Genomic DNA, 18,289 nt, shown 5'->3' with positions numbered 1-18,289 from the left:
GGCAAGCCTCGGAACGACGGCCACAGCGCAGTAACTATCGCGGCCCGGCCAGACACAGACATATCTCCCCCAGAATGCACCCATGTCCCGCGCGGGCAAGAGACGCGAGCTGGGATCCGTCAAGCCCCTGGTGACCTCCCTCACCAACTGTTGCAGGTCGCCCTCGCGCTCGCGCCAACCCACGAGATCGGGACCAGAGAAAGGGGCGATGAAATGGCCCGACAGGGTGGCGCACATGGCACGTAGCTGGGCCACGTCAACGACTATCGACCATCGCCTGTCGCAGGAGGGGATCGTCGAACAGCATCCACACGGCCTGGGTCGCTGCGGGTTCTCCCATCTGGGTGAACCATCCCAGCCCGGCGAGGCGGCCGAGCAGGGGCCAATGGGCCCCACCGTCTAGAGGTTTGTGCGCCGCCGAGGGTGCCCGCTGCTCAGGACTTGTCATCGGCATCCTTGTCGGCGTCGCGCCCGCGGGGTGCACGCTCGACAACCGCGCAGGAGGCCCGGCCGCCGATCAGACGTGCTCGAGTGAAGGGGGCGTCGGCGGCCTCGCTGACCGTGAACTCGTGCCCGTACTTCGTGTGGAAGTAGCGCGCCTCGTTCGCCCTCAGCCCGGCGAGCGCATCGCTGACCGCGGAGGACTCCAGGCCCTGGGCCGACACGTTCGTGAAATCGACGAGTTGGCCCACGCAGGCTCCTCGAGTCGGGGTGGATGCTTGCAGTGTGCCGGTGGAAGTCCCGACGGGGCCCCGAACGCGTCACCGCACGACCGCGGTCAGGCGTTGCCGATCAGGTTGTCCGTGACGGACTTCAGGTGAGCGCGCATCGCGCGCTCGGCCCCAGCAGGGTCACGGTCGTTGAGGGCCTCGAGGATGCTGACGTGCTGCTGGTGATAGCAGCGTCGTCGCTCCGGTGTGGAGGTGCGCCGCTTGAGGCTTCCCCAGACGGGGAGCGCGCGACCAGCGTTGATGACGTCGAACATGGCCAGGACCAGATCGTTGTGCGTCGCTTCGCCGATCGCCCGATGAAACTTGCTGTCCCACGTCTCGAAGCTGTCGAAGTCCTCCGACCTGCCTCCCTGATCGGCGAAGCTGGCGATGCGGGCCAGGTCCGCCTGGGTCGCCGCATGCGCCGCGAGGACGGCGACGGAGGGCTCGAGGACCATGCGCGCCTGCATGATGTCCGCCGGACTGGCGTCCCTGGCCACCCCCTCCGCCACGTAGCCCTCCCGCAAGAAGGTCCCCCGGCCCACCTGGCGCACCACCATCCCCTCCTGCTCGAGGCGGGACAGCGCACGGCGGACAGCACTTCGCGGCAGCTGCAGCGTCGCAACGAGCTCACGCTCCGTCGGCAGCTTGGACCCAGGCGCCAGCTCACCACGGGAGATCCCGTCCTCGACGAGGGCACGCAACGCGCGATCCGGGCTGAGCATGCCCAAGTCTAACCTGATAAACCAATTCAGACCAATAGGCCAGCATGGTCGCGACGCTGCCAGCAGGAATCTAGGGGGTAGACGGCAGGGGACGGGCCGTCTACTCTGGAGGTGGTCTACATTGGTCGTATTGGTCTCGATTGGAGCAGCATGAAGTTCATGACCTTCACCCACGGGGACTCGGTCCGGCGAGTCGGTCTGGTCACGGGGGAGGGCGACACCGCCGTCGTCCATGACCTCACTGACACGCTGCCGGGGGGAGCCGATCTCGTCGACCTCATCGAGCGCTGGTCGACGCTGGCCCCGCAGCTCGCCCAACCGGCAGACCTGCCCTCGACAGCCGTCTCGTCGGTTCGGGTGCTCGCACCCATCCCGGTGCCCCGGCGAAACATCTTCTGCGTCGGCAAGAACTACCGGGAGCACGTGGTCGAGTTCGGACGATCTGGCTACGACTCCCCCGACCGTTCCGAGGCCATCCCCGAATTTCCGGTGGTGTTCTCCAAGGCTCCCAGCTCGGTCACCGGACCCTACGACGACATCGACCCCCACCCCGGGGTCACCTCAGAGCTGGACTACGAGGCCGAGCTGGGCGTCATCATCGGCGTGGGCGGACGCGGCATCTCGCGGGAGCAAGCAGCCGAGCACGTGTGGGGTTACACGATCATCGACGACTTCACCGCCCGCGACCTGCAGCGCAAGCACAAGCAGTGGTTGATCGGGAAGTCCCTTGACACCCACTGCCCCATGGGCCCGCTGGCGGTGACCGCAGACGAGATCCCGGACCCGACCACCCTCCGCGTGGAGAGCTTCGTCAATGGTGAGAGGCGGCAGTCCGCCACCGTGGCTGACCTCATCTTCGACATCCCCACCCTCATCGAGACGATCTCGGCCGGCATCACCCTGCAACCGGGAGACATCATCGCGACCGGCACGCCGGCCGGGGTCGGGATCGGTTTCGAGCCACCGAAGTTCATGACCAGCGGCGACGTCGTCGAGGTCTCCATCACCGGGCTTGGCTCCCAGCGCAACAGCGTGGCCTGAGCCCTCAGACATGCCCCAACCCGAAGGAGCTGGAACACAATGAACATCAACGGACACGAACTGGCTGTCGAGATCAGCGGCAGCGGACCGGCCGTTCTCATGGTCCATGGTCTGGGTGGCACCTCGAACTTCTACCAGGTGCAGGCCGACGCGCTGCAGGACAACCACACGGTCATCCGTGTCGACAGCGCCGGCGCCGGTCGGTCAGAGCTCGCGGCCGACATCAGCATCGAATCCCACGCCGACGACCTTGCAGCCGTGCTCGGGGAGCTCGACTGCGGGCCGGCTGACGTGGTCGGCCACTCCATGGGCACCCTGGTCGTGCGATCCTTCGCGTCCCGTCACCCAGACCTCGTCCGCAAGGTGGTCCTCCTCGGCGCCGTCGACGTGCCTGCCGAGGCCGCTCGACAGGCACAGCGGGATCGCGCAGCCTTGCTGCGCGACCAGGGCACGGCGGCCGTCGCGCCGGGCGTCGTGGCCAACGCCCTGTCCGCGCAGACGCGCGAGTCCAAGCCCGAGGTAGCCGCCTTCGTACGCGAGCTGATCATGCGCCAAGACCCTGAGGGCTATGCCCGCAACTGTGAGGCGCTCGCCAATGCGACCGAGCCTGGCGCCCTGCCTGCTGACCTCCCCCTGCTCCTCATCACCGGTGACGAGGACAAGGTGGGACCGCCGGCGGCCAGCCAGCGCCTCGCCGAGGCTCGCGACAACGCCTCGGTGGTCATCCTCCCGGGCGTGGGTCACTGGACGGCCCTGGAGGCAGCTACCGAGGTCACCGAGCAGCTCGTCGCTCATCTCTGAGTCAAGTGGAGAGATCTCCCCACACGTCTTGCCCTACCACCATCCCGACCTGCACGCTCAACGAGGAGCAGTCATGAGTACGACCAGCAACGCCGTCCACTTCCGGGACGTCAACATCATCGATTCCACTGGTGCACAGCCATACCGGGGCGACGTCCTGGTGACGGACGGACGGATCCGTCAGGTCGGGCACGTCGACGCGACCCCTGAGGGCGCACGCACCATCAACGGACGCGGCCGCACGCTGATGTCCGGGCTGTGCGACGCCCACACGCACTTCACGTGGAACAACAGTGCAGACCTGGACGGCCTCGGAACGCTCCCGGTGGAGGAGCACCTCCTGTTCGCCCTCGAGTCTGCGCGGACCTATCTCGACTCGGGCTACACCATGTGCTTGGGCGCCGCGTCCGCCAAGGACCGTCTGGACGTCGTCTGCCGCGACGCCATCGCTGCCGGTCGATTCCCCGGCCCGAGATATCTCGCCAACGGACCTGAGATCGCCGTCACCGGAGGTGCTCTGGTCAAGGGCATCACCAAGTTCGCCGATGGCCCCGAAGGCATGCGCCGAGTTGTGCGAGAGCTGGTCGACATCGGCGTGGACCAGATCAAGCTCTCGATGACCGGGGAGGAGATCACGGGGTCCAAGCACGCCGAGGACACCTACTTCTCCGACGAGGAGGTCGCAGCGGCCGTCACCGAGGCGCACCGTCGTGGGCGCCGGGTATGCGCCCACGCACGTTCCGCCGAGAGCGTCAAGATGTGCCTGCGGCACAAGGTCGACATCATCTATCACGCCAGTTACACGGACGCCGAGGGCCTCGACCTGCTCGAGGCCAACCGCGACTGGGTGTTCGTGGCGCCTGGACTGAACTGGCTCGTTGCGACCCTCTACGAGGCGGAGGCGTTCGGCTTCCCCCAGGAGGCAGCCGAGGCGGTCGGTTACAAGCGAGAGCTGGATGCGGCCATCTCGGGACTGAAGGAGATGCACCGCCGGGGCGTCAAGATCCTGCCTGGTGGAGACTACGGGTTCGCCTGGACCCCGCACGGCACCTATGCCAGGGACCTGCAGCACTTTGTCGAGCTGCTCGACTTCACGCCGATGGAGGCGATCATCGCGGCGACGGCATGGGGCGGTGAGATCATGCTGCAGCCCGATGAGCTGGGCAAGGTGCAACCGGGCTACCTCGCCGACCTGATCGTCGTGGATGGTGACCCCCTCGAGGACATCACCATTCTCCAGGACCCCTCCAAGATGGACTTCGTCATGAAGGACGGTCGCTTCCACAAGGAACCTGAGGACGAAGCATTCCGTCCACCCGCACCAAGCGACGCCGCCGACATCCTCCACGACGAAGCGGCCGAGACGGTCCTGCAGCGACCGTGACGGGTGGGGCGGGCGGCCGCGACGTACGGCTGGCCCGCCCCACCTTCGCACCCACCATCATGACGATTCTTATCTGCGGGACCTGTCCCCGCTACGACCGGCCCAACCGAGGCTCCTTCGGCCCCCGCATGCAGGCCGCCCTGGTGGCCCAGAACGGGCCCGAGGAGGTGGACGGAAGGCCGCTCCGCGCCCGGTTCGTCCAGTGCCTCGGTGGTTGCCCCAACCACGGGGTCGTGGCCATCGATGCCCCGTTCAAGACGCGAATCCGCCTCAGCGGGCTCGACCCGGGTGATGCCCTGCTGACCGGGGCGATCCTTCGGGCGGCCCTGGCCCACGAGCAGAGCCACGACGGGGATCCTGACGAGCTGGCGATCGCGCAGGCCCTGCGCCCTCACATCAGCGCGGTCACGACGAAGCGGCGCGCGTCACCCATGCCCACGACCACTGCAGCACCGCAGTGCACGCAGTGAGCGACGCCTGAGCGCGGGCCCCGACACCACGTCCCGCGAGGCGCCCGCGCGTCACGGCGCCATGCCATAGACGCGGTCCACCACGATGCGCAGCACGAGGCGCCGCTGCTCGACCATCGCCGCGCGGTACTCCTCCCAGTCCGGGTGCCCGCCGCTCAGCTGGCGGTAGAGCTCGACGAGCTCGTCCGCCGCGGCGTCGTGCGGATCGCTCGCCACCTCGCCCACCCGGGCGGTGCCCTCGGCGACGACATACTCCCACTGGCTGTCGCCGGCCACGAGGTAGCTGGCTCCCGGGTCCCGCCGCAGGTTGCGGGTCTTGGCGCGGTCGTCGGTGACCGAGACGGACAGCGTGCGCGTGGCCGGGTCGTAGTGATGCCTCACGACCGACATCTGCGGGCGGCCGTCGCGCTTGATCGTGGTCAGGACCCCGGTGCGGTCCGGGAGCTCCAGGATGCGGTGGAGGGATTCCTCGCTCATGCCTGCAGCGTATGGCGGTCTGCCGCCTCCCGCCCCCGGTCCCGATCCTGTCAGCGGCGGTATGGCGCCGCAGTCGCGACCTGGCCGCGCTGGGGCTCGGCTCCGTGCTGGTCTTCGCCGTCCCTCATGCCGCCTACCACCTCGTGCATGGCTCGGGGCCCTGGCTCGACGCCGGGCTGGGTGCGAGCGTCGGCGCCTACGGGCGCAAGCAGGGTTCGACGGACCCGCGCCTGGCCTACAACCGGTTCCAGTGCGCCCCCGGGCTGCTCTGGCTCGCCGAGGCCCTCGGTGAGGACCCCGACACGGTGCGACGGGCGATCGCCGCAGTCGAGGCAGGTCCTGCCCGGGGGGCCAGCCAGAGTCGCGCCGTCCGCGAGGTCATCCCCGGGTCTCATCCCCCACACGCCCATCCCCCCGGGTCCTCGGCGGGAGTGCCGACGACCCCTCCCCCTCCCACGACCGTGGGTGAGATCGCCGGTGGTCCTCGGCGATCTCACCCACGGTCGCGATGAGGCGGGGTCAGACGGGGGTGTCGAGGAGCTCGCGCAGGTGCGCGTCCAGCTCGTCGAGATAGGACTGCTCGAAGCCGAAGAGCCCGTAGTGGCCGGCGATGCTGTGCAGCATCCGCACCTCGGCGCCCGGCGTCATCGCGGCCTCGGGCTCGCAGTCGCGCGGCGGGAAGAACATGTCCTGCTCGATCGGCATGACGAAGACCTTGGCAGTGACGCGCGCGAGGGCGGCCGCGAGGTCGCCGCCGGCGTTGCGGGCTACGTCGCCGCGCTGCCACTTCCAGGCCATCGTCAGCAGCGCGTTCGGGTCCATCATCGTGAAGAGGGCCCGCACGAAGTTCTGCTGGAACTCCTCGTAGGTCGAGAACTCCAGGCCCTCGGTGATCGGCTGGACGCCCCTCCAGAACTCCGTCTTCCAGAAGTCCGTCGTCAGCCCCATCGTCGCCCAGATGTCCGCGTGCCGGGTCAGGCCGTCGCGCACATCCTCGTGCGAGGCGTACTCGCCGCCGGCCCAGCCGGGGTCGGAGGTGATGGCGTCCATGAGCGTCTTCGCGAAGAGCGTGTCGTGCGGCGTGTTCTGCGCCGTCCCGGCGATCGGCGCGGCCCGCAGCACCTTGTCGGGGTAGCGGACGGCCCACTCCCACGTCTGCTGGGCGCCCATCGAGCCGCCGACGACGAGCGCGAACCGCTCGACACCGTAGTGCTCGCGCATCAGCTGCTCCTGTGCACGGACGTCGTCGCCGATGCGGACCTGCGGGAAGCGCGACATGGCGATGGACGGGTCATCGGTCGTGTGGGGCGAGGTCGAGAGGCCGTTGCCGATCTGGTTGACGACGGCAAGGAACCACTTCGTCGGGTCGAGCGCGCGACCCTCCCCGATGTACACCTGCCACCACGTCGCGTGCGTCCCGGAGAACCACGTCGGCACGAGGATCGCGTTGTCCCTCGCCTCGTTGAGCTCGCCGAAGGTCGCGACGGCCAGCTGGAGGTCGGGGATGACGCCGCCCTCCTCGAGCTCGAAGCGGCCGATCGACCGCAGCTCGTACGGCCCCTGGATCTCGGGCGTGTAGAACGGGTTATCCAGGGGCATGGCGGGTCCTCTCGTCGCGACGCTGCTGACCGGCTGATGCTAGGCGGTGCGCGCCCCCGGCGGAACCCCGCCCGGGATCCGGACGGTCTCAGCGCGGTCCAGGGGGTCAGGGGGCCGGCGGACGGCGAGGACGCAGGGCACACGCGTGACCACGACGAACCCGCCGAGGTCGACCGACTCCCGCGGCGAGTGCGCGAGCCGGACGTCGCCAGGGCCGTACTGGAGCGTCGGCACCCCGGCCGCGGCGTAGAGGCGCAGATCCGAGCCGTAGGGCGCGCCGCCGCCACGGGTCGCACCGCCCCGACGGCCTCGGCGGCGTCCGCCACCTCGTCGGCCAGCGGATGGCCCGCCGGCAGCCGCCCGGACGCGAACGCCCCGCCGGCCAGGTGACGACGTGAAGATGCTCCCGCAGGCGAATCCGCGCATGCCGAGTACCCGAACCGCCCCCCAATCTCTTAACACCAGCTCTGCGACTGCATGAAAGGCAGGACGCTCAGCGTCCGGGTTGCTCACAGCCATGCTGCTCAAACTAGAGTCCGCTACTCACCAGGAAACGTTGGCAGCCCGCACATTTTCGGCATCCCCGAGCCGGACGCACGCAACGACAACCGCTGGTACGACCCCACCACCGGACGCTTCAACCAACCCCTACCTCTACGCCGCAGGCAACCCCTCCAACGCCACCGACCCCACCGGAAACTGGCCTTCTAAAGAGTCCTGGGGGTGCAACATGGGTATGGGGTTGCTGTCCGCTGACGTCGGGCTCGCCCTCGCCGCTGCGGGCGCGGCCACCGGCGTAGAGATCGCTGTCGCGCTAGGGATAACTGTAGCGGCACCGTCATTTGTGACGGCCTATAGAAAGGAGCAGGGTGAATAAAAACGTCCAGGCAACAGCCACTTCTTTGGGGATCGTATTCTCAATTATGGTTGTGGCGGCCTTCTTGATGAAGAACACTGCGTTCGGCATTATTATGCTGGTGCCGGCGCTTCTCTGTACCGCAATTGCGTTTCGAGAGGTTCTGCGCAGAAAATGACTACCGGCTGGGGCGGGGCGGCGGCGGGTGTGCGGCCGCAGCCCCGCCATCGTTGTCGAGGAGCAATCCGTGGGTCGGGAGCCGACCCCGTTCTTGCAAGATTGAGTGCATATCGACAGAGGGCGCCGGACATCTTAGACAGAATGTGGATTGCTCTAATTTAGAGCGCTTCTCGACAAACATCCGTTGTCGAGATGCGGCCTAGGTTGCACAGCCGCCCGCGGGCTACTTTGCACAGATCGACCCTCACCGGCGCGGTCGTGCAAAGTAGCCGAACATACCGCTGAGCCGGCCGTGCCTCCCCGGACCCGCCAGTTCGGCTCGGGCTGCGGACAGCTCACTGCCGGGCGCTTGCACGCGCTCACGCTTGCCTTCGTGATCTCCAGTCACCTGCTGGAACCGCAGGAGTGATTCCACCTGCTTAACCCTGGCTTCCTTGGCTGCCTGGGCGACGCGCTCGGCGTGCTCCTCCCGGGACTTCACGACTGCCTCGACCACGGCATGACCCTCCGGTCCCAGGACGGAGGAGTTGCTGAAGACGTCGAGCATTTTGTCCAGTGTCTTGCCAATGGTGTGCACGGAGTGAACCTCCGCAGGGGCAACACCACCCATGGGGATCCATTACACGAGGTTTATGAAACATCCGAAGTGCGTTTGTGAAGTCTCCGCTGCATCTCGACATCCGTTGTCGAGATGCAGGCAAGACTGCACGGTCGGGTGCGGGCCACCTTGCATGATCGGTGCACCTGGGCGTCGTCGTGCAGATATCTCTAGACTGGCCCATGACGGATCCTCGCTTTCGCAGCGTTCACTCGGGTCTGTCGCTGAGGGCGTAGTGGAGTCCAGCAGAGTGGTGTACGACGGACCTGAGTGAGCGCGTGCCTGCGACGTAGGCGCGGCCACCGGGTGGATCCTTCGAGTGATCTGCGAAAACCGACTCGAAGAAGGACACCACGATGACCGCTGGACCCAGTATCGACCCTGCCCGGTTCCTCGAGGAGCAGCTGGCACAGGCGAGCCCTGACCTGTTGCGTGACCTGCTGGCCACGTTCGTCAACGCGCTGCTTTCGGCCCAGGCCGACGCGGTGTGCGGCGCCGGGTACGGCGAACGCAGCAGCGAGCGGGTGAACTCCCGCAACGGCTACCGGCACCGCGACCTCGACACCCGCGTCGGCACCCTCGACGTCGCCGTGCCCAAGCTGCGACAGGGCAGCCTGTACCCGGAGTGGCTGCTGGAACGCCGGAAGCGGGCCGAGCGGGCGCTCACCTCGGTGGTGGCGACCTGCTACCTGCTCGGGGTCTCGACACGGCGGATGGACAAGCTCGTGCAGGCCCTGGGCATCACGGGCCTGTCCAAGTCGCAGGTGTCGGTGATGGCCAAGGAGCTCGACGAGCACGTCGAGCAGTTCCGCACCCGACGCCTGGAGGACGCCGGGCCGTTCACGTTCGTGGCAGCCGACGCCTTGGTGCTCAAGGTCCGCGAGGGGGGCCGGGTGGTGCCGGCGCACGTGCTGGTCGCGACCGGCGTCAACGCCGACGGCCACCGCGAGATCCTCGGGGTGCAGGTCACCACCAGCGAGGACGGCGCCGGCTGGTTGGCGTTCTTCCGCGACCTGACCGCCCGCGGCCTGGCTGGGGTCAAGCTGGTCACGTCCGACGCGCACGCCGGCCTGGTCGCCGCGATCGGGGCGAGCCTTCCTGGCGCCGCGTGGCAGCGGTGTCGCACGCACTACGCGGCGAACCTGATGTCCGCGACGCCGAAGAACTCGTGGCCGTGGGTCAAGGCGCTGCTGCACTCGATCTATGACCAGCCCGACGCCGAGGCCGTGCACGCCCAGTTCGACCGGGTCGTCGACGCCCTGGCCGAGAAGCTGCCCGCCGTGGCCGAGCACCTCGAGGACGCCCGCGCGGACATCCTCGCCTTCACCGCCTTCCCCAAAGACGTGTGGAACCAGATCTGGTCGAACAACCCCGTGAACCGCCCCGGGTTCAGTGGAGAGTCGTGTGTGCTTCGGCGGCGGTTGCCGTCGAAGGGTTGCGGGCAGCGTAGTAGGCGTTCTCGTACGCTGCGGGTGCGAGGTAGTCGCACCAGGAGTGCGGGCGGGTCGTGTTGTACCAGTCGACCCACCGCAGGACCTCGAGCTCGACGTGCTCGAGCGTCTTCCACGGGCCTTGGCGGCGGATGAGCTCGGTCTTGAACACGCGGTTCAGCGCTTCGGCGGCGGCATTATCGTAGGAGTCGCCCTTGGACCCGACCGAGGCAACGATCCCGAGCTCCTCCAGGCGCTCGGTGTAGCGGATGGCTCGATATTGGACGCCGCGGTCGGCGTGATGGACCAGGCCGGTCAGGTCTCGTCCCTGACGCTGGCGCTGCCAGATGGCGTGCTCGAGGGCGTCCAGGGCCAGGTCGGTGTGCAGCGAGCTGGTGACTCGCCAGCCGACGACGCGCCGGGAGAACAGGTCCATGACGAAGGCGACGTAGACGAACCCGGCCCAGGTCGGCACGTAGGTGATGTCGGCGACCCACCGGTCGTCCGGGGCTGGGGCGGTGAAGTCCCGGTTCAGCTGGTCGGCCGGGTGGACGTCCTTGGCCGGGATCGTCGTCCGCGGTCGCTTGTGGTCGCCGGCGACCGCGCCGACCAGGCCCAGCGCCTTCATCCGCCTGGCCACGGTGCACCGCGCCACCGGCGGGTAGCGCCGTCCGGTGGGCCGGCCGTGCTCGTCGAGGACCTCTTGCCGGTTGAGCACCTTCCACATCTTCATCACCCCGTAGACCTGGTAGTTGGCCTCGTAGGTGGTCTGGATGCGCTCATCGAGGGCGGCGTCGGTCAGGGCCCGGTTCGACGGCGGGCGCTTCATGGCCGCGTAGTAGGTGCTCGGGGCGATCTTGGCGCCGGCCTCGGTGAGGACGGTGCAGATCGGCTCGACCCCGAACTGGTCCTTGTGCTGGTCGACGTAGTCGATCAGCGACTTGAGGGGCGGTCGAGCTCCGCCGCGAAGAAAGCCGACGCCGACCGCAGAATCGCGTTTGCCCGGCGCAGCTCTCGGTTCTCCTTCTCCAGCTGCACGAGCCGCTCGTGCGGATCGGTCGTTGTCGCTGTCGACCCGGGTGACTGGCCAGGGCCTCGGAACCAGTTCCGCAGGGTCGGCCCCGGGATGCCCAGCTGCTCACCCACCTGGCTGCAGGCGCGCTTGACCGGCATCCCCGGGTTCTCCCTGATCGTCTCGTTCACCGTGCGGATCGCACGCTCACGCAACTCGTCGCTGTACTTCCTCGGTGCAGGCATGACTCCACTCTCCCGTAGAGATCAAGACCCTCCACCAAACCCGGCGCGGTTCACCGCCGAACGCCTCAACCGCGAGATCCGCCGCCGCACCGACAGCGTGGGGATCTTCCCCAACAGGGCAGCGATCGTGCGCCTGATCGGAGCCGTCCTGGCCGAGCAAACCGATGAATGGGCCGAAGGACGCCGCTACCTCGGCCTCGACGTCCTCGCCCGCTGCCGCATCAACCTCATCACCGACACCGACACCGACACCGGCCCCGAGATCGGAGGCGACAACCTGCCCGCCCTCACAGCCTGACCCCCAACGAAGGAACACCCACCGCTACACCACTAGGGACTGTCCGCTTAGCGGTGTAAGTGGCGTTTTCATACTCAGCGGTCTTCGGCGGCCGGCATGCGGTCGGCGAAGGTGATGGCGAAGGCGTTCAGCGCTGGCTTCCAACGCATGGTCCATCGTGTCTGGCCGGTGCCCTTGGGGTCCAGACTCCTGGTCACCAGGTACAGGACTTTCATCGCGGCCTGCTCGTTGGGGAAGTGCCCTCGGGCACGGACCGCGCGTCGGTACCGGGCGTTGAGCGACTCGATCGCGTTGGTCGAGCAGATCACCTTGCGGATCTCCACGTCGTAGTCCAGGAACGGGATGAACTCACCCCAGGCGTTCTCCCACAGGGTGCGGATCGCGGGGTAGGCCTTGCCCCACTTCTCGGCGAACTCCTCGTACCGGTCCCGTGCCGCGGCCGCGGTGGGGGCGGTGTAGATCGGTTTGAGGTCCTTGCTGATCGAGTCCCAGTACTTTCTGCTGGCGTAGCGGAAGGTGTTGCGGATCAAGTGGATGATGCACGTCTGCACGATGGCCTGCGGAAACACCGCGTTCACGCTGTCGGGTAGCCCCTTCAGGCCGTCGCACACGACGAAGAAGACATCCTTGACCCCGCGGTTGCGGAGCTCGGTCAGCACGGCCAGCCAGTACTTGGCCGACTCACCATCCCCGTCACCGGCCCACATCCCCAGCACGTCCTTGCAGCCGTTCAGATCCACCCCGATCGCGGCGTAGAACGGCCGGTTACGCACCTGCCCGTCACGGACCTTCACCACGATGGCGTCGATGAAGACCGCGGCGTAGACCTTCTCCAACGGCCGCGCCCACCACGTGGTCATCTCCTCCACGACGCGGTCGGTGATGCGGCTGACGGTGTCTTTCGACACCGATGCCCCGTACACCTCGGCCAGATGAGCTGAGATCTCGCCGGTGGTCAGTCCCTTGGCGTACAGGGACAGGACCATGGCGTCCAGGTCACCCAGGCGGCGTTGGCGCTTCTTGACCAGCTGCGGCTCGAACGAGCCGTTGCGGTCCCGGGGCACCTCGATCTCGACGGGGCCGGCGTTGTCGGTGATCACGGTCTTGGACCGCATCCCGTTGCGGGAGTTGCCGCTGCCACGCCCTGCCGGGTCGTGCTTGTCGTAGCCCAGGTGCTCGGACATCTCTTCATCCAGAGCTGTCTCGACGACCATCTTCGTCAGCTGCTTGAGCAGCCCATCCGGGCCGGTCAGGTCCATCCCGGCGTCCTTGGCAGCCAGCACCATCTGCCGGATCACGGCCGCGTTCGCTGCCGACAGATCCTGCCCAGCCGGGGGCTGCCCGTCCGGCGCTGCCGCGCCGAACGCCTCACCCGAGGCGTCCTCGAGTGGCTCCTGCGGTTCGAGTTCGTCCACGTGCTTCAGTGTCTCGGTCATGACGACCCTCCTGCCCCTTCCAGGGCGATCAGGCCACTTACACCGTTAGAGCGACAGACCCCACCACTACCCGGGACTTGACCGAGGGGGTTGAGAATGTCGGGGGTCATGGATTCGGCTGGCAGGGGTGACGCAGGTCAGTGGTGGCTGTTGTGGTCGGGCGGAATGGTGACGGTCGGGGCGGGCAAGGGTGTGTCGCCGGCGGTGAGGGCGGGTCCGACGACGAAGGCAGAGAGCGCGAACATGACGCTGAAGGCGAGGACTCCCAGGGTGGGGGCCCAGCGGGTGTGGAAGCGCCGGTGCAGGCGTCGGAGCAGGGGAATGCTCAACACCAGCCCGACCACGTACAGCAGCAGGTTGCCTGCGGTACCGGTCAGCAGGGCGACGCCAGCGAGCAGTCCGATGTGGTGGACGAGGTGTGGGAGGAGACCGAGGGCCACCCCGATGGCTGCCTTGAGCCAGACCCATGCCGCTGCGATCCGTCCCCGAGTGCCGGTGTCGTGGCTTTCGGGAGCGTCGTTGCCTGTTGGCTCGGTGTCGAGCTGCGCGGCAGTTGTCTCGGGCATGCCAGCGGGTCCCTTCGTGATATCCGGGGCGACTGGGCTTCTTAGCGCAGCGCGTGCCCTCCGCGGTTGAGTGTGGCTGTGTCAGGTGATGTTCTGGGTGCGCAGGCGTAGCGCGTTGGTGATGACGCTGACGCTGGACAAAGCCATAGCGGCAGCGGCGATGATCGGGGAGAGCAGCAGTCCGAGGACGGGGTAGAGGACTCCGGCTGCGATGGGGATCCCGAGGGTGTTGTAGATGAAGGCCAGGAACAGGTTCTGGCGGATGTTGGACATCGTCTTCTCGGACAGGCGTCGGGCGCGAACGATGCCGGTGAGGTCTCCCTTGAGGAGGGTGACGCCGGCGCTTTCCATGGCGACGTCGGTGCCTGAACCCATCGCGATGCCGACGTCGGCTGCGGCCAGTGCTGGGGCGTCGTTGATGCCGTCGCCGGCCATGGCGACAACGTGGCCTTCGGCGCGCAGCTTGGACACGATGTCGCTCTTGTGGTCGGGCAGTACTTCGGCTTCGACGCGGTCGATGCCGAGGGTCTTGGCGACGGCGTTGGCGGTGACGCGGTTGTCGCCGGTGAGCATGACGACGCCGATACCTTCCTTGCGCAGTGCCTCGAGGGCAGCCGGGGTGGTCTGCTTGACCGGGTCGGCAATGGCAAACAGCCCCGCGGGTCGGCCGTCGATGCCGATGTGGATGACGGTGGCCCCGTCCGCGCGAAGCTGGTCGGCGCGCTCGGCCAAGCCGGCGGTGTCAATGCCTTCGGAGGTGAGGAAGGCAGCGCTGCCGATGACGACTCGGTGGTCGTCGACGGTACCGAGAACCCCGCGACCGACGGGGGAGTCGAAGTCGGTGACGTCGGGGATGGGCAGGTTCTTCTCGCTGGCTGCGGTGACGATCGCTTGGGCGAGGGGGTGCTCGGAGGCGCGTTCGACGCCCGCCGCGATGCGGAGCAGGTCCTCCTCGCTGCGCCCGTCGGTGACGACGATGCTGGTCACAGTGGGCCGGCCCTCGGTGAGGGTACCGGTCTTGTCAACGACGAGGGTGTCCACCTTTTCCATCCGTTCGAGGGCCTCGGCGTTCTTGATCAGGACACCGAGGCCGGCGCCGCGCCCGACACCGACCATGATCGACATGGGGGTGGCCAGGCCCAGGGCGCAAGGGCAGGCGATGATGAGGACGGCGACGGCGACGATCAAGGCGTGGGCCAGCTTGGGGTCCGGCCCGACCAGCGCCCAGACGATGAACGCGACGACCGCGACCACGATCACGATCGGGACGAAGATGCCCGAGACCTTGTCGGCCATCCGCTGGATGGGGGCGCGGGAGCGTTGCGCGTCGGCGACCATGGCGACGATGCGGGCGAGCATGGTGTCGCGTCCGACTTTCTCGGCGACCATGACGAGCCCACCGCTGCCGTTGATGGTGCCGCCGATCACGGTGTCGCCGGCCTCCTTGGTCACGGGCATTGACTCACCCGTGACCAGGGACTCATCAACCGCAGACCGACCTTCCTGGACGGTGCCGTCGACGGGGACGGCCTCGCCGGGGCGGACCCGTAGCCGGTCCCCGAGCTGGACCTGGTCGAGGGGGACCTCTTCGTCGGTGCTGTCGTCGGTGATGCGGCGGGCGGTCTTGGGGCTCAGGTCCAGCAGGGCCTTGATGGCTCCGGAGGTCTGTTCGCGAGCCCGCAGCTCGAGGACCTGCCCGAGCAGGACCAGGGTGGTGATGACCGCTGCGGCCTCGAAGTAGACGTCGACGGTGCCATCCTCCCCACGGAATGAGCTGGGGAAGACGCCCGGCGCGAGGGTGGCGATCACGCTGAACAGCCAGGCGATGCCGGTGCCCATTGCGATGAGCGTGAACATGTTGAGGTTGCGGGTGCGCAGCGAGGCCCAGCCGCGGGTGAAGAAGGGCCACCCTGCCCACAGCACGACGGGTGTGCCGAGCGCGAACTGCAGCCAGACGGAGGTTGGGCCCGGGATCGTGTCGTGCAGCCATGGGATGAAGTGCCGGCCCATCTCCAGGATGACGATGGGGATGGTGAGTGCGGTGGCGATCCAGAACCGCCGGGTCATGTCGGCTAGTTCCGGGCTGGGCCCGCTGTCTGCGGTGAGCGTGACCGGCTCGAGCGCCATCCCACAGATCGGGCATGACCCTGGTGCGTCCCGGCGGATCTCCGGGTGCATGGGGCAGGTCCACTCGACCGCGTCGCCATGCCCGTTGGTGTCGGATGGCGGCGCGGGCCACGTATCCTCCGAGACCGTCTCCATGTACTTGGCGGGGTTCGCGGTGAACGCGGCTTGGCAGTGTGCTGAGCAGAAGTGGAACCGGCGGCCGTCGTGCTCGGCGCTCAACGCGGTGGTGGGGTCGATGGTCATGCCACACACGGGGTCGCGGACCAGCTGCTCGGCGGCGGCTGGATGGCCGACGTGCTGGTGGTGTTCGGTCATGGTCTCTCCAGCGTGGGGTGGGTGGGTCAGAGCAGGCCCTGCATGGTGGTGATCTCGGCCTTCTGAGCCGTGATGATCGCGTCGGCCAGTTTCTTGACGTCCGGGTCCTGGGTGGTGGCCAGGACCTGCTCGGCCATCGACACCGCTCCTCGGTGGTGGTCGATCATCATCGTGATCCACATCCGGTCGAAGTCCGCGCCCTGAGCGGCTTTGAGCTTGTTCATGTCGGCGGCGCTCATCATGCCGCTGCCGTGATCCATCCCGCCGCTGGCCGACGGCGAGGCTCCCCATGACGTCAGCCATCCGCGCATGGTGGCGATCTCGGGGTCCTGGGCCTTCTTGATGTCGGTGGCCAGCCCCTTGACCTTCCCTGAGGCGGTGGTCTTCGACAGGGCCATGTCGGCCATCTCGATCGCCTGCTGGTGGTGCGGGATCATCATCTGGACGAACATGACGTCCCCGGCCTTGGAGTCGGCGGAGGAGCCGGCGGTGGCGCTACTCGTCATGGGTGTCGCGCTGTGGTCCATGCCAGGCATGGAGCTGTCGGTGGTGTTCGAGCACGCAGTGAGCGTGGCGGCGGTCAGGACACCGGCGGCTGTGAGCAGCGCGGCGCGCGAGGTGAGGCTGGGCATCGGAGGTCTCCTCGGGGGGTTCGGGTGTCTGGTCGAGCCTTCGCCACACACGTCGCGGTCCGACAGTGGTGGGGCTGAGATTTGGTCAAGGTCACTTGGCCCAGCTGGCTAATGCCTCATGCCGCCGTTGTTGCCGTGGTTCATCCACAGCATCATCACGCCCATCATGGCCAGGCAGCCGAGGGCGTAGAGGAGCCCGCCGGCACCCAGTCCCCCGGTGACGATGAGAGCACCGACGAGGATGAGCATGGGTAGGCACATCAGCCACATCAGCCATCCGTGGGAATGACCCCCGGAGGGGGAGTGCTCCGGCGTCGGCTGATCCGTGGGGGCGGGGGGAGGCGGAGCGAACGGGGCGTAGCTCTGCGTGGGGTTCTGCGGCTGGGACTTCATTGGGTCTCTCCTTCCTAGGGTCCGGGCGTTGGTGCCTGACATCTCAGAGTCCTAGGTCACCGTGTTGGCGACATCGAGGTCGGGTGAAGGACGGGTCAAGATCCCTGGCGCCGTTACTGGACGAGGATCTGTGTGCTGGCGCCGGCGTCCATGGTGCGGATCACTGTGTCGCCGACGACGGCGATGATCTCGAGCTGCCCGTCCGGGCTGCGTTGGGCGTGCAGTGCCTCGGCTGCGCCGATGCTCTTGGGGTGCAGGGTCCAGGTACGTCCTGAGTCGGTGCTTGTGGCCAGGCGGCCGGTGGTGGTGACGATCACGGCGGTGGAGTCGTCGGCCCAGGCCGCCAGCACGGCGACCTCGGGCGGTGAGAGCGTGGTCCAAGTGGTGCCGTTGTCGGTGCTGGTAAATAGGCCTCTGCTGGTGGTGGCGAGCAGGGTGCCAGTCCGGGGAGCGGCTGCCAGGTCGCGTGGTGGCGCAGGGATGGTGTGCTGGGTCCAGGTGGTGTTGTCGGTGGTGGTGCGGAGTGCACCGTCGAAGCCGGTGACCGTGCCGGCACCAACGGTCAGGGCGTGGAAGTCGGACTGTCCACCGCGTGACGCGACCTGCCAGGTGGCGCCGCCGTCGGTGGAGGTGATGAGACCGACGGGTTGCGGCAGGTCGGTTTCGGTTCCGGGGTGTCCAGAGGCGTAGAAGGTGCCGTCGGAGGCGACGGCGAAGCTCATCAGGTCGATGACTGGCCCGGTCTGGCGCAGTTGCCCGTCGATCTGCCGGAACAGGCCCTCGTGGGTGGCCAGCAGCAAGTCTCCCGTCCTCGGGTGGCGGGCGACCGCATGGATATGGGTGATCGCGATCGGCGGCTGAGCTGTCGGCTGCCGGGTGGACGAACCCTGCTCCGCGGCGGGGGCGCTGGTCATCGTCGAGAATGTGGCACGTCCCGGTTGCGGGGTCACCGAACCGGCGCACGCTGAGAGCGTGGCCAGCGCCGCGACGATCC

The 18,289-nt window shown here is 67.8% G+C and carries 15 protein-coding genes, 3 pseudogenes and 1 other annotated feature; of the genes and pseudogenes, 6 read left to right on the top strand and 12 right to left on the bottom strand.

Going from position 1 to position 18,289, the window contains the following annotated elements:
* Positions 1-539: 539 nt before the first annotated feature.
* Positions 540-692, bottom strand: a pseudogene (locus ADJ73_RS16545) (phage tail protein); the annotation flags it as partial.
* A gap of 86 nt (positions 693-778) precedes the next feature.
* Positions 779-1,435, bottom strand: a complete 657-nt coding sequence (locus tag ADJ73_RS05845) for a FadR/GntR family transcriptional regulator (RefSeq protein WP_050347484.1) — start codon at positions 1,433-1,435, stop codon at positions 779-781.
* A gap of 159 nt (positions 1,436-1,594) precedes the next feature.
* Between ADJ73_RS05845 and ADJ73_RS05840 the strand changes: the two genes are divergently transcribed.
* The 4 genes from ADJ73_RS05840 to ADJ73_RS05825 all read left to right on the top strand — a co-directional run bounded on the left by ADJ73_RS05840 (position 1,595) and on the right by ADJ73_RS05825 (position 5,131).
* Positions 1,595-2,476 (top strand): fumarylacetoacetate hydrolase family protein, encoded by an 882-nt coding sequence (locus ADJ73_RS05840; protein WP_253272676.1) that lies wholly within the window; start codon positions 1,595-1,597, stop codon positions 2,474-2,476.
* A 39-nt stretch (positions 2,477-2,515) separates the two neighbouring features.
* Complete coding sequence (locus ADJ73_RS05835) at positions 2,516-3,277, top strand: alpha/beta fold hydrolase (RefSeq protein WP_050347482.1); 762 nt, start codon at positions 2,516-2,518, stop codon at positions 3,275-3,277.
* 73 nt (positions 3,278-3,350) lie between these two features.
* Positions 3,351-4,661, top strand: coding sequence for a metal-dependent hydrolase family protein (locus tag ADJ73_RS05830; RefSeq protein WP_050347481.1), 1,311 nt, complete (start codon positions 3,351-3,353; stop codon positions 4,659-4,661).
* A 59-nt stretch (positions 4,662-4,720) separates the two neighbouring features.
* On the top strand, positions 4,721-5,131 hold the full coding sequence (locus ADJ73_RS05825; protein ID WP_156188138.1) for a hypothetical protein: 411 nt from the start codon (positions 4,721-4,723) through the stop codon (positions 5,129-5,131).
* Between the two features lie 51 nt (positions 5,132-5,182).
* Here ADJ73_RS05825 and ADJ73_RS05820 read toward each other — a convergent pair whose 3' ends face one another.
* The 3 genes from ADJ73_RS05820 to ADJ73_RS05800 all read right to left on the bottom strand — a co-directional run bounded on the left by ADJ73_RS05820 (position 5,183) and on the right by ADJ73_RS05800 (position 8,820).
* Positions 5,183-5,608, bottom strand: coding sequence for a PPOX class F420-dependent oxidoreductase (locus ADJ73_RS05820; protein WP_050347479.1), 426 nt, complete (start codon positions 5,606-5,608; stop codon positions 5,183-5,185).
* Positions 5,609-6,127: 519 nt separating this feature from the next.
* Positions 6,128-7,207 carry an alpha/beta fold hydrolase gene (locus ADJ73_RS05810; protein ID WP_050347477.1) on the bottom strand — a complete coding sequence of 360 codons (1,080 nt, stop codon included), beginning with the start codon at positions 7,205-7,207 and terminating at the stop codon, positions 6,128-6,130.
* 1,280 nt (positions 7,208-8,487) lie between these two features.
* On the bottom strand, positions 8,488-8,820 hold the full coding sequence (locus ADJ73_RS05800; protein WP_050347475.1) for a hypothetical protein: 333 nt from the start codon (positions 8,818-8,820) through the stop codon (positions 8,488-8,490).
* A 377-nt stretch (positions 8,821-9,197) separates the two neighbouring features.
* Between ADJ73_RS05800 and ADJ73_RS16535 the strand changes: the two are divergent.
* Positions 9,198-10,223, top strand: a pseudogene (locus tag ADJ73_RS16535) (IS256 family transposase); the annotation flags it as partial.
* A 7-nt stretch (positions 10,224-10,230) separates the two neighbouring features.
* Here ADJ73_RS16535 and ADJ73_RS05790 read toward each other — a convergent pair.
* Positions 10,231-11,528 (bottom strand): annotated as a pseudogene (locus ADJ73_RS05790) (IS3 family transposase).
* Positions 11,119-11,247, bottom strand: a sequence feature (AL1L pseudoknot). (Overlaps the previous pseudogene by 129 nt.)
* On the opposite strand from ADJ73_RS05790, the gene ADJ73_RS05780 reads away from it, so the two are divergent.
* Positions 11,434-11,826 carry a transposase gene (locus ADJ73_RS05780; protein ID WP_253272750.1) on the top strand — a complete coding sequence of 131 codons (393 nt, stop codon included), beginning with the start codon at positions 11,434-11,436 and terminating at the stop codon, positions 11,824-11,826. The pseudogene ADJ73_RS05790 and the gene ADJ73_RS05780 overlap by 95 nt on opposite strands.
* Before the next feature lie 74 nt (positions 11,827-11,900).
* On the opposite strand, the gene ADJ73_RS05775 is transcribed toward ADJ73_RS05780, so the two are convergent.
* The 6 genes from ADJ73_RS05775 to ADJ73_RS05750 all read right to left on the bottom strand — a co-directional run bounded on the left by ADJ73_RS05775 (position 11,901) and on the right by ADJ73_RS05750 (position 18,209).
* The gene (locus ADJ73_RS05775) at positions 11,901-13,112 is read right to left on the bottom strand and encodes an IS256 family transposase (protein ID WP_156188300.1); all 1,212 of its coding nucleotides are present in this window, start codon (positions 13,110-13,112) and stop codon (positions 11,901-11,903) included.
* 287 nt (positions 13,113-13,399) lie between these two features.
* A complete protein-coding gene (locus tag ADJ73_RS05770; protein WP_050347471.1) occupies positions 13,400-13,828 on the bottom strand; it encodes a hypothetical protein in 429 nt (142 codons plus the stop codon).
* 81 nt (positions 13,829-13,909) lie between these two features.
* Positions 13,910-16,270 carry a heavy metal translocating P-type ATPase gene (locus tag ADJ73_RS05765; protein ID WP_050347470.1) on the bottom strand — a complete coding sequence of 787 codons (2,361 nt, stop codon included), beginning with the start codon at positions 16,268-16,270 and terminating at the stop codon, positions 13,910-13,912.
* A gap of 26 nt (positions 16,271-16,296) precedes the next feature.
* Positions 16,297-16,902, bottom strand: coding sequence for a DUF305 domain-containing protein (locus tag ADJ73_RS05760; RefSeq protein ID WP_050347469.1), 606 nt, complete (start codon positions 16,900-16,902; stop codon positions 16,297-16,299).
* Positions 16,903-17,010: 108 nt separating this feature from the next.
* Positions 17,011-17,151, bottom strand: a complete 141-nt coding sequence (locus ADJ73_RS17495) for a hypothetical protein (protein WP_253272675.1) — start codon at positions 17,149-17,151, stop codon at positions 17,011-17,013.
* A gap of 257 nt (positions 17,152-17,408) precedes the next feature.
* A complete protein-coding gene (locus ADJ73_RS05750; RefSeq protein WP_253272674.1) occupies positions 17,409-18,209 on the bottom strand; it encodes a F510_1955 family glycosylhydrolase in 801 nt (266 codons plus the stop codon).
* Between the last annotated feature and the right edge of the window lie 80 nt (positions 18,210-18,289).

Source organism: Arsenicicoccus sp. oral taxon 190 (genome assembly GCF_001189535.1).
Lineage (GTDB): Bacteria > Actinomycetota > Actinomycetes > Actinomycetales > Dermatophilaceae > Arsenicicoccus.
This window is presented reverse-complemented; position numbering and strand designations above follow the sequence as displayed.

Coding starts and splice junctions, on each gene's coding strand:
- ADJ73_RS05845 (WP_050347484.1), bottom strand. CDS start 1,435: ATGCTCAGCCCGGATCGCGCGTTGCGTGCCCTCGTCGAGGACGGGATC.
- ADJ73_RS05840 (WP_253272676.1), top strand. CDS start 1,595: ATGACCTTCACCCACGGGGACTCGGTCCGGCGAGTCGGTCTGGTCACG.
- ADJ73_RS05835 (WP_050347482.1), top strand. CDS start 2,516: ATGAACATCAACGGACACGAACTGGCTGTCGAGATCAGCGGCAGCGGA.
- ADJ73_RS05830 (WP_050347481.1), top strand. CDS start 3,351: ATGAGTACGACCAGCAACGCCGTCCACTTCCGGGACGTCAACATCATC.
- ADJ73_RS05825 (WP_156188138.1), top strand. CDS start 4,721: ATGACGATTCTTATCTGCGGGACCTGTCCCCGCTACGACCGGCCCAAC.
- ADJ73_RS05820 (WP_050347479.1), bottom strand. CDS start 5,608: ATGAGCGAGGAATCCCTCCACCGCATCCTGGAGCTCCCGGACCGCACC.
- ADJ73_RS05810 (WP_050347477.1), bottom strand. CDS start 7,207: ATGCCCCTGGATAACCCGTTCTACACGCCCGAGATCCAGGGGCCGTAC.
- ADJ73_RS05775 (WP_156188300.1), bottom strand. CDS start 13,112: ATGGTGCTGGCTGCCAAGGACGCCGGGATGGACCTGACCGGCCCGGAT.
- ADJ73_RS05770 (WP_050347471.1), bottom strand. CDS start 13,828: ATGCCCGAGACAACTGCCGCGCAGCTCGACACCGAGCCAACAGGCAAC.
- ADJ73_RS05765 (WP_050347470.1), bottom strand. CDS start 16,270: ATGACCGAACACCACCAGCACGTCGGCCATCCAGCCGCCGCCGAGCAG.
- ADJ73_RS05760 (WP_050347469.1), bottom strand. CDS start 16,902: ATGCCCAGCCTCACCTCGCGCGCCGCGCTGCTCACAGCCGCCGGTGTC.
- ADJ73_RS17495 (WP_253272675.1), bottom strand. CDS start 17,151: ATGCTCATCCTCGTCGGTGCTCTCATCGTCACCGGGGGACTGGGTGCC.
- ADJ73_RS05750 (WP_253272674.1), bottom strand. CDS start 18,209: ATGACCAGCGCCCCCGCCGCGGAGCAGGGTTCGTCCACCCGGCAGCCG.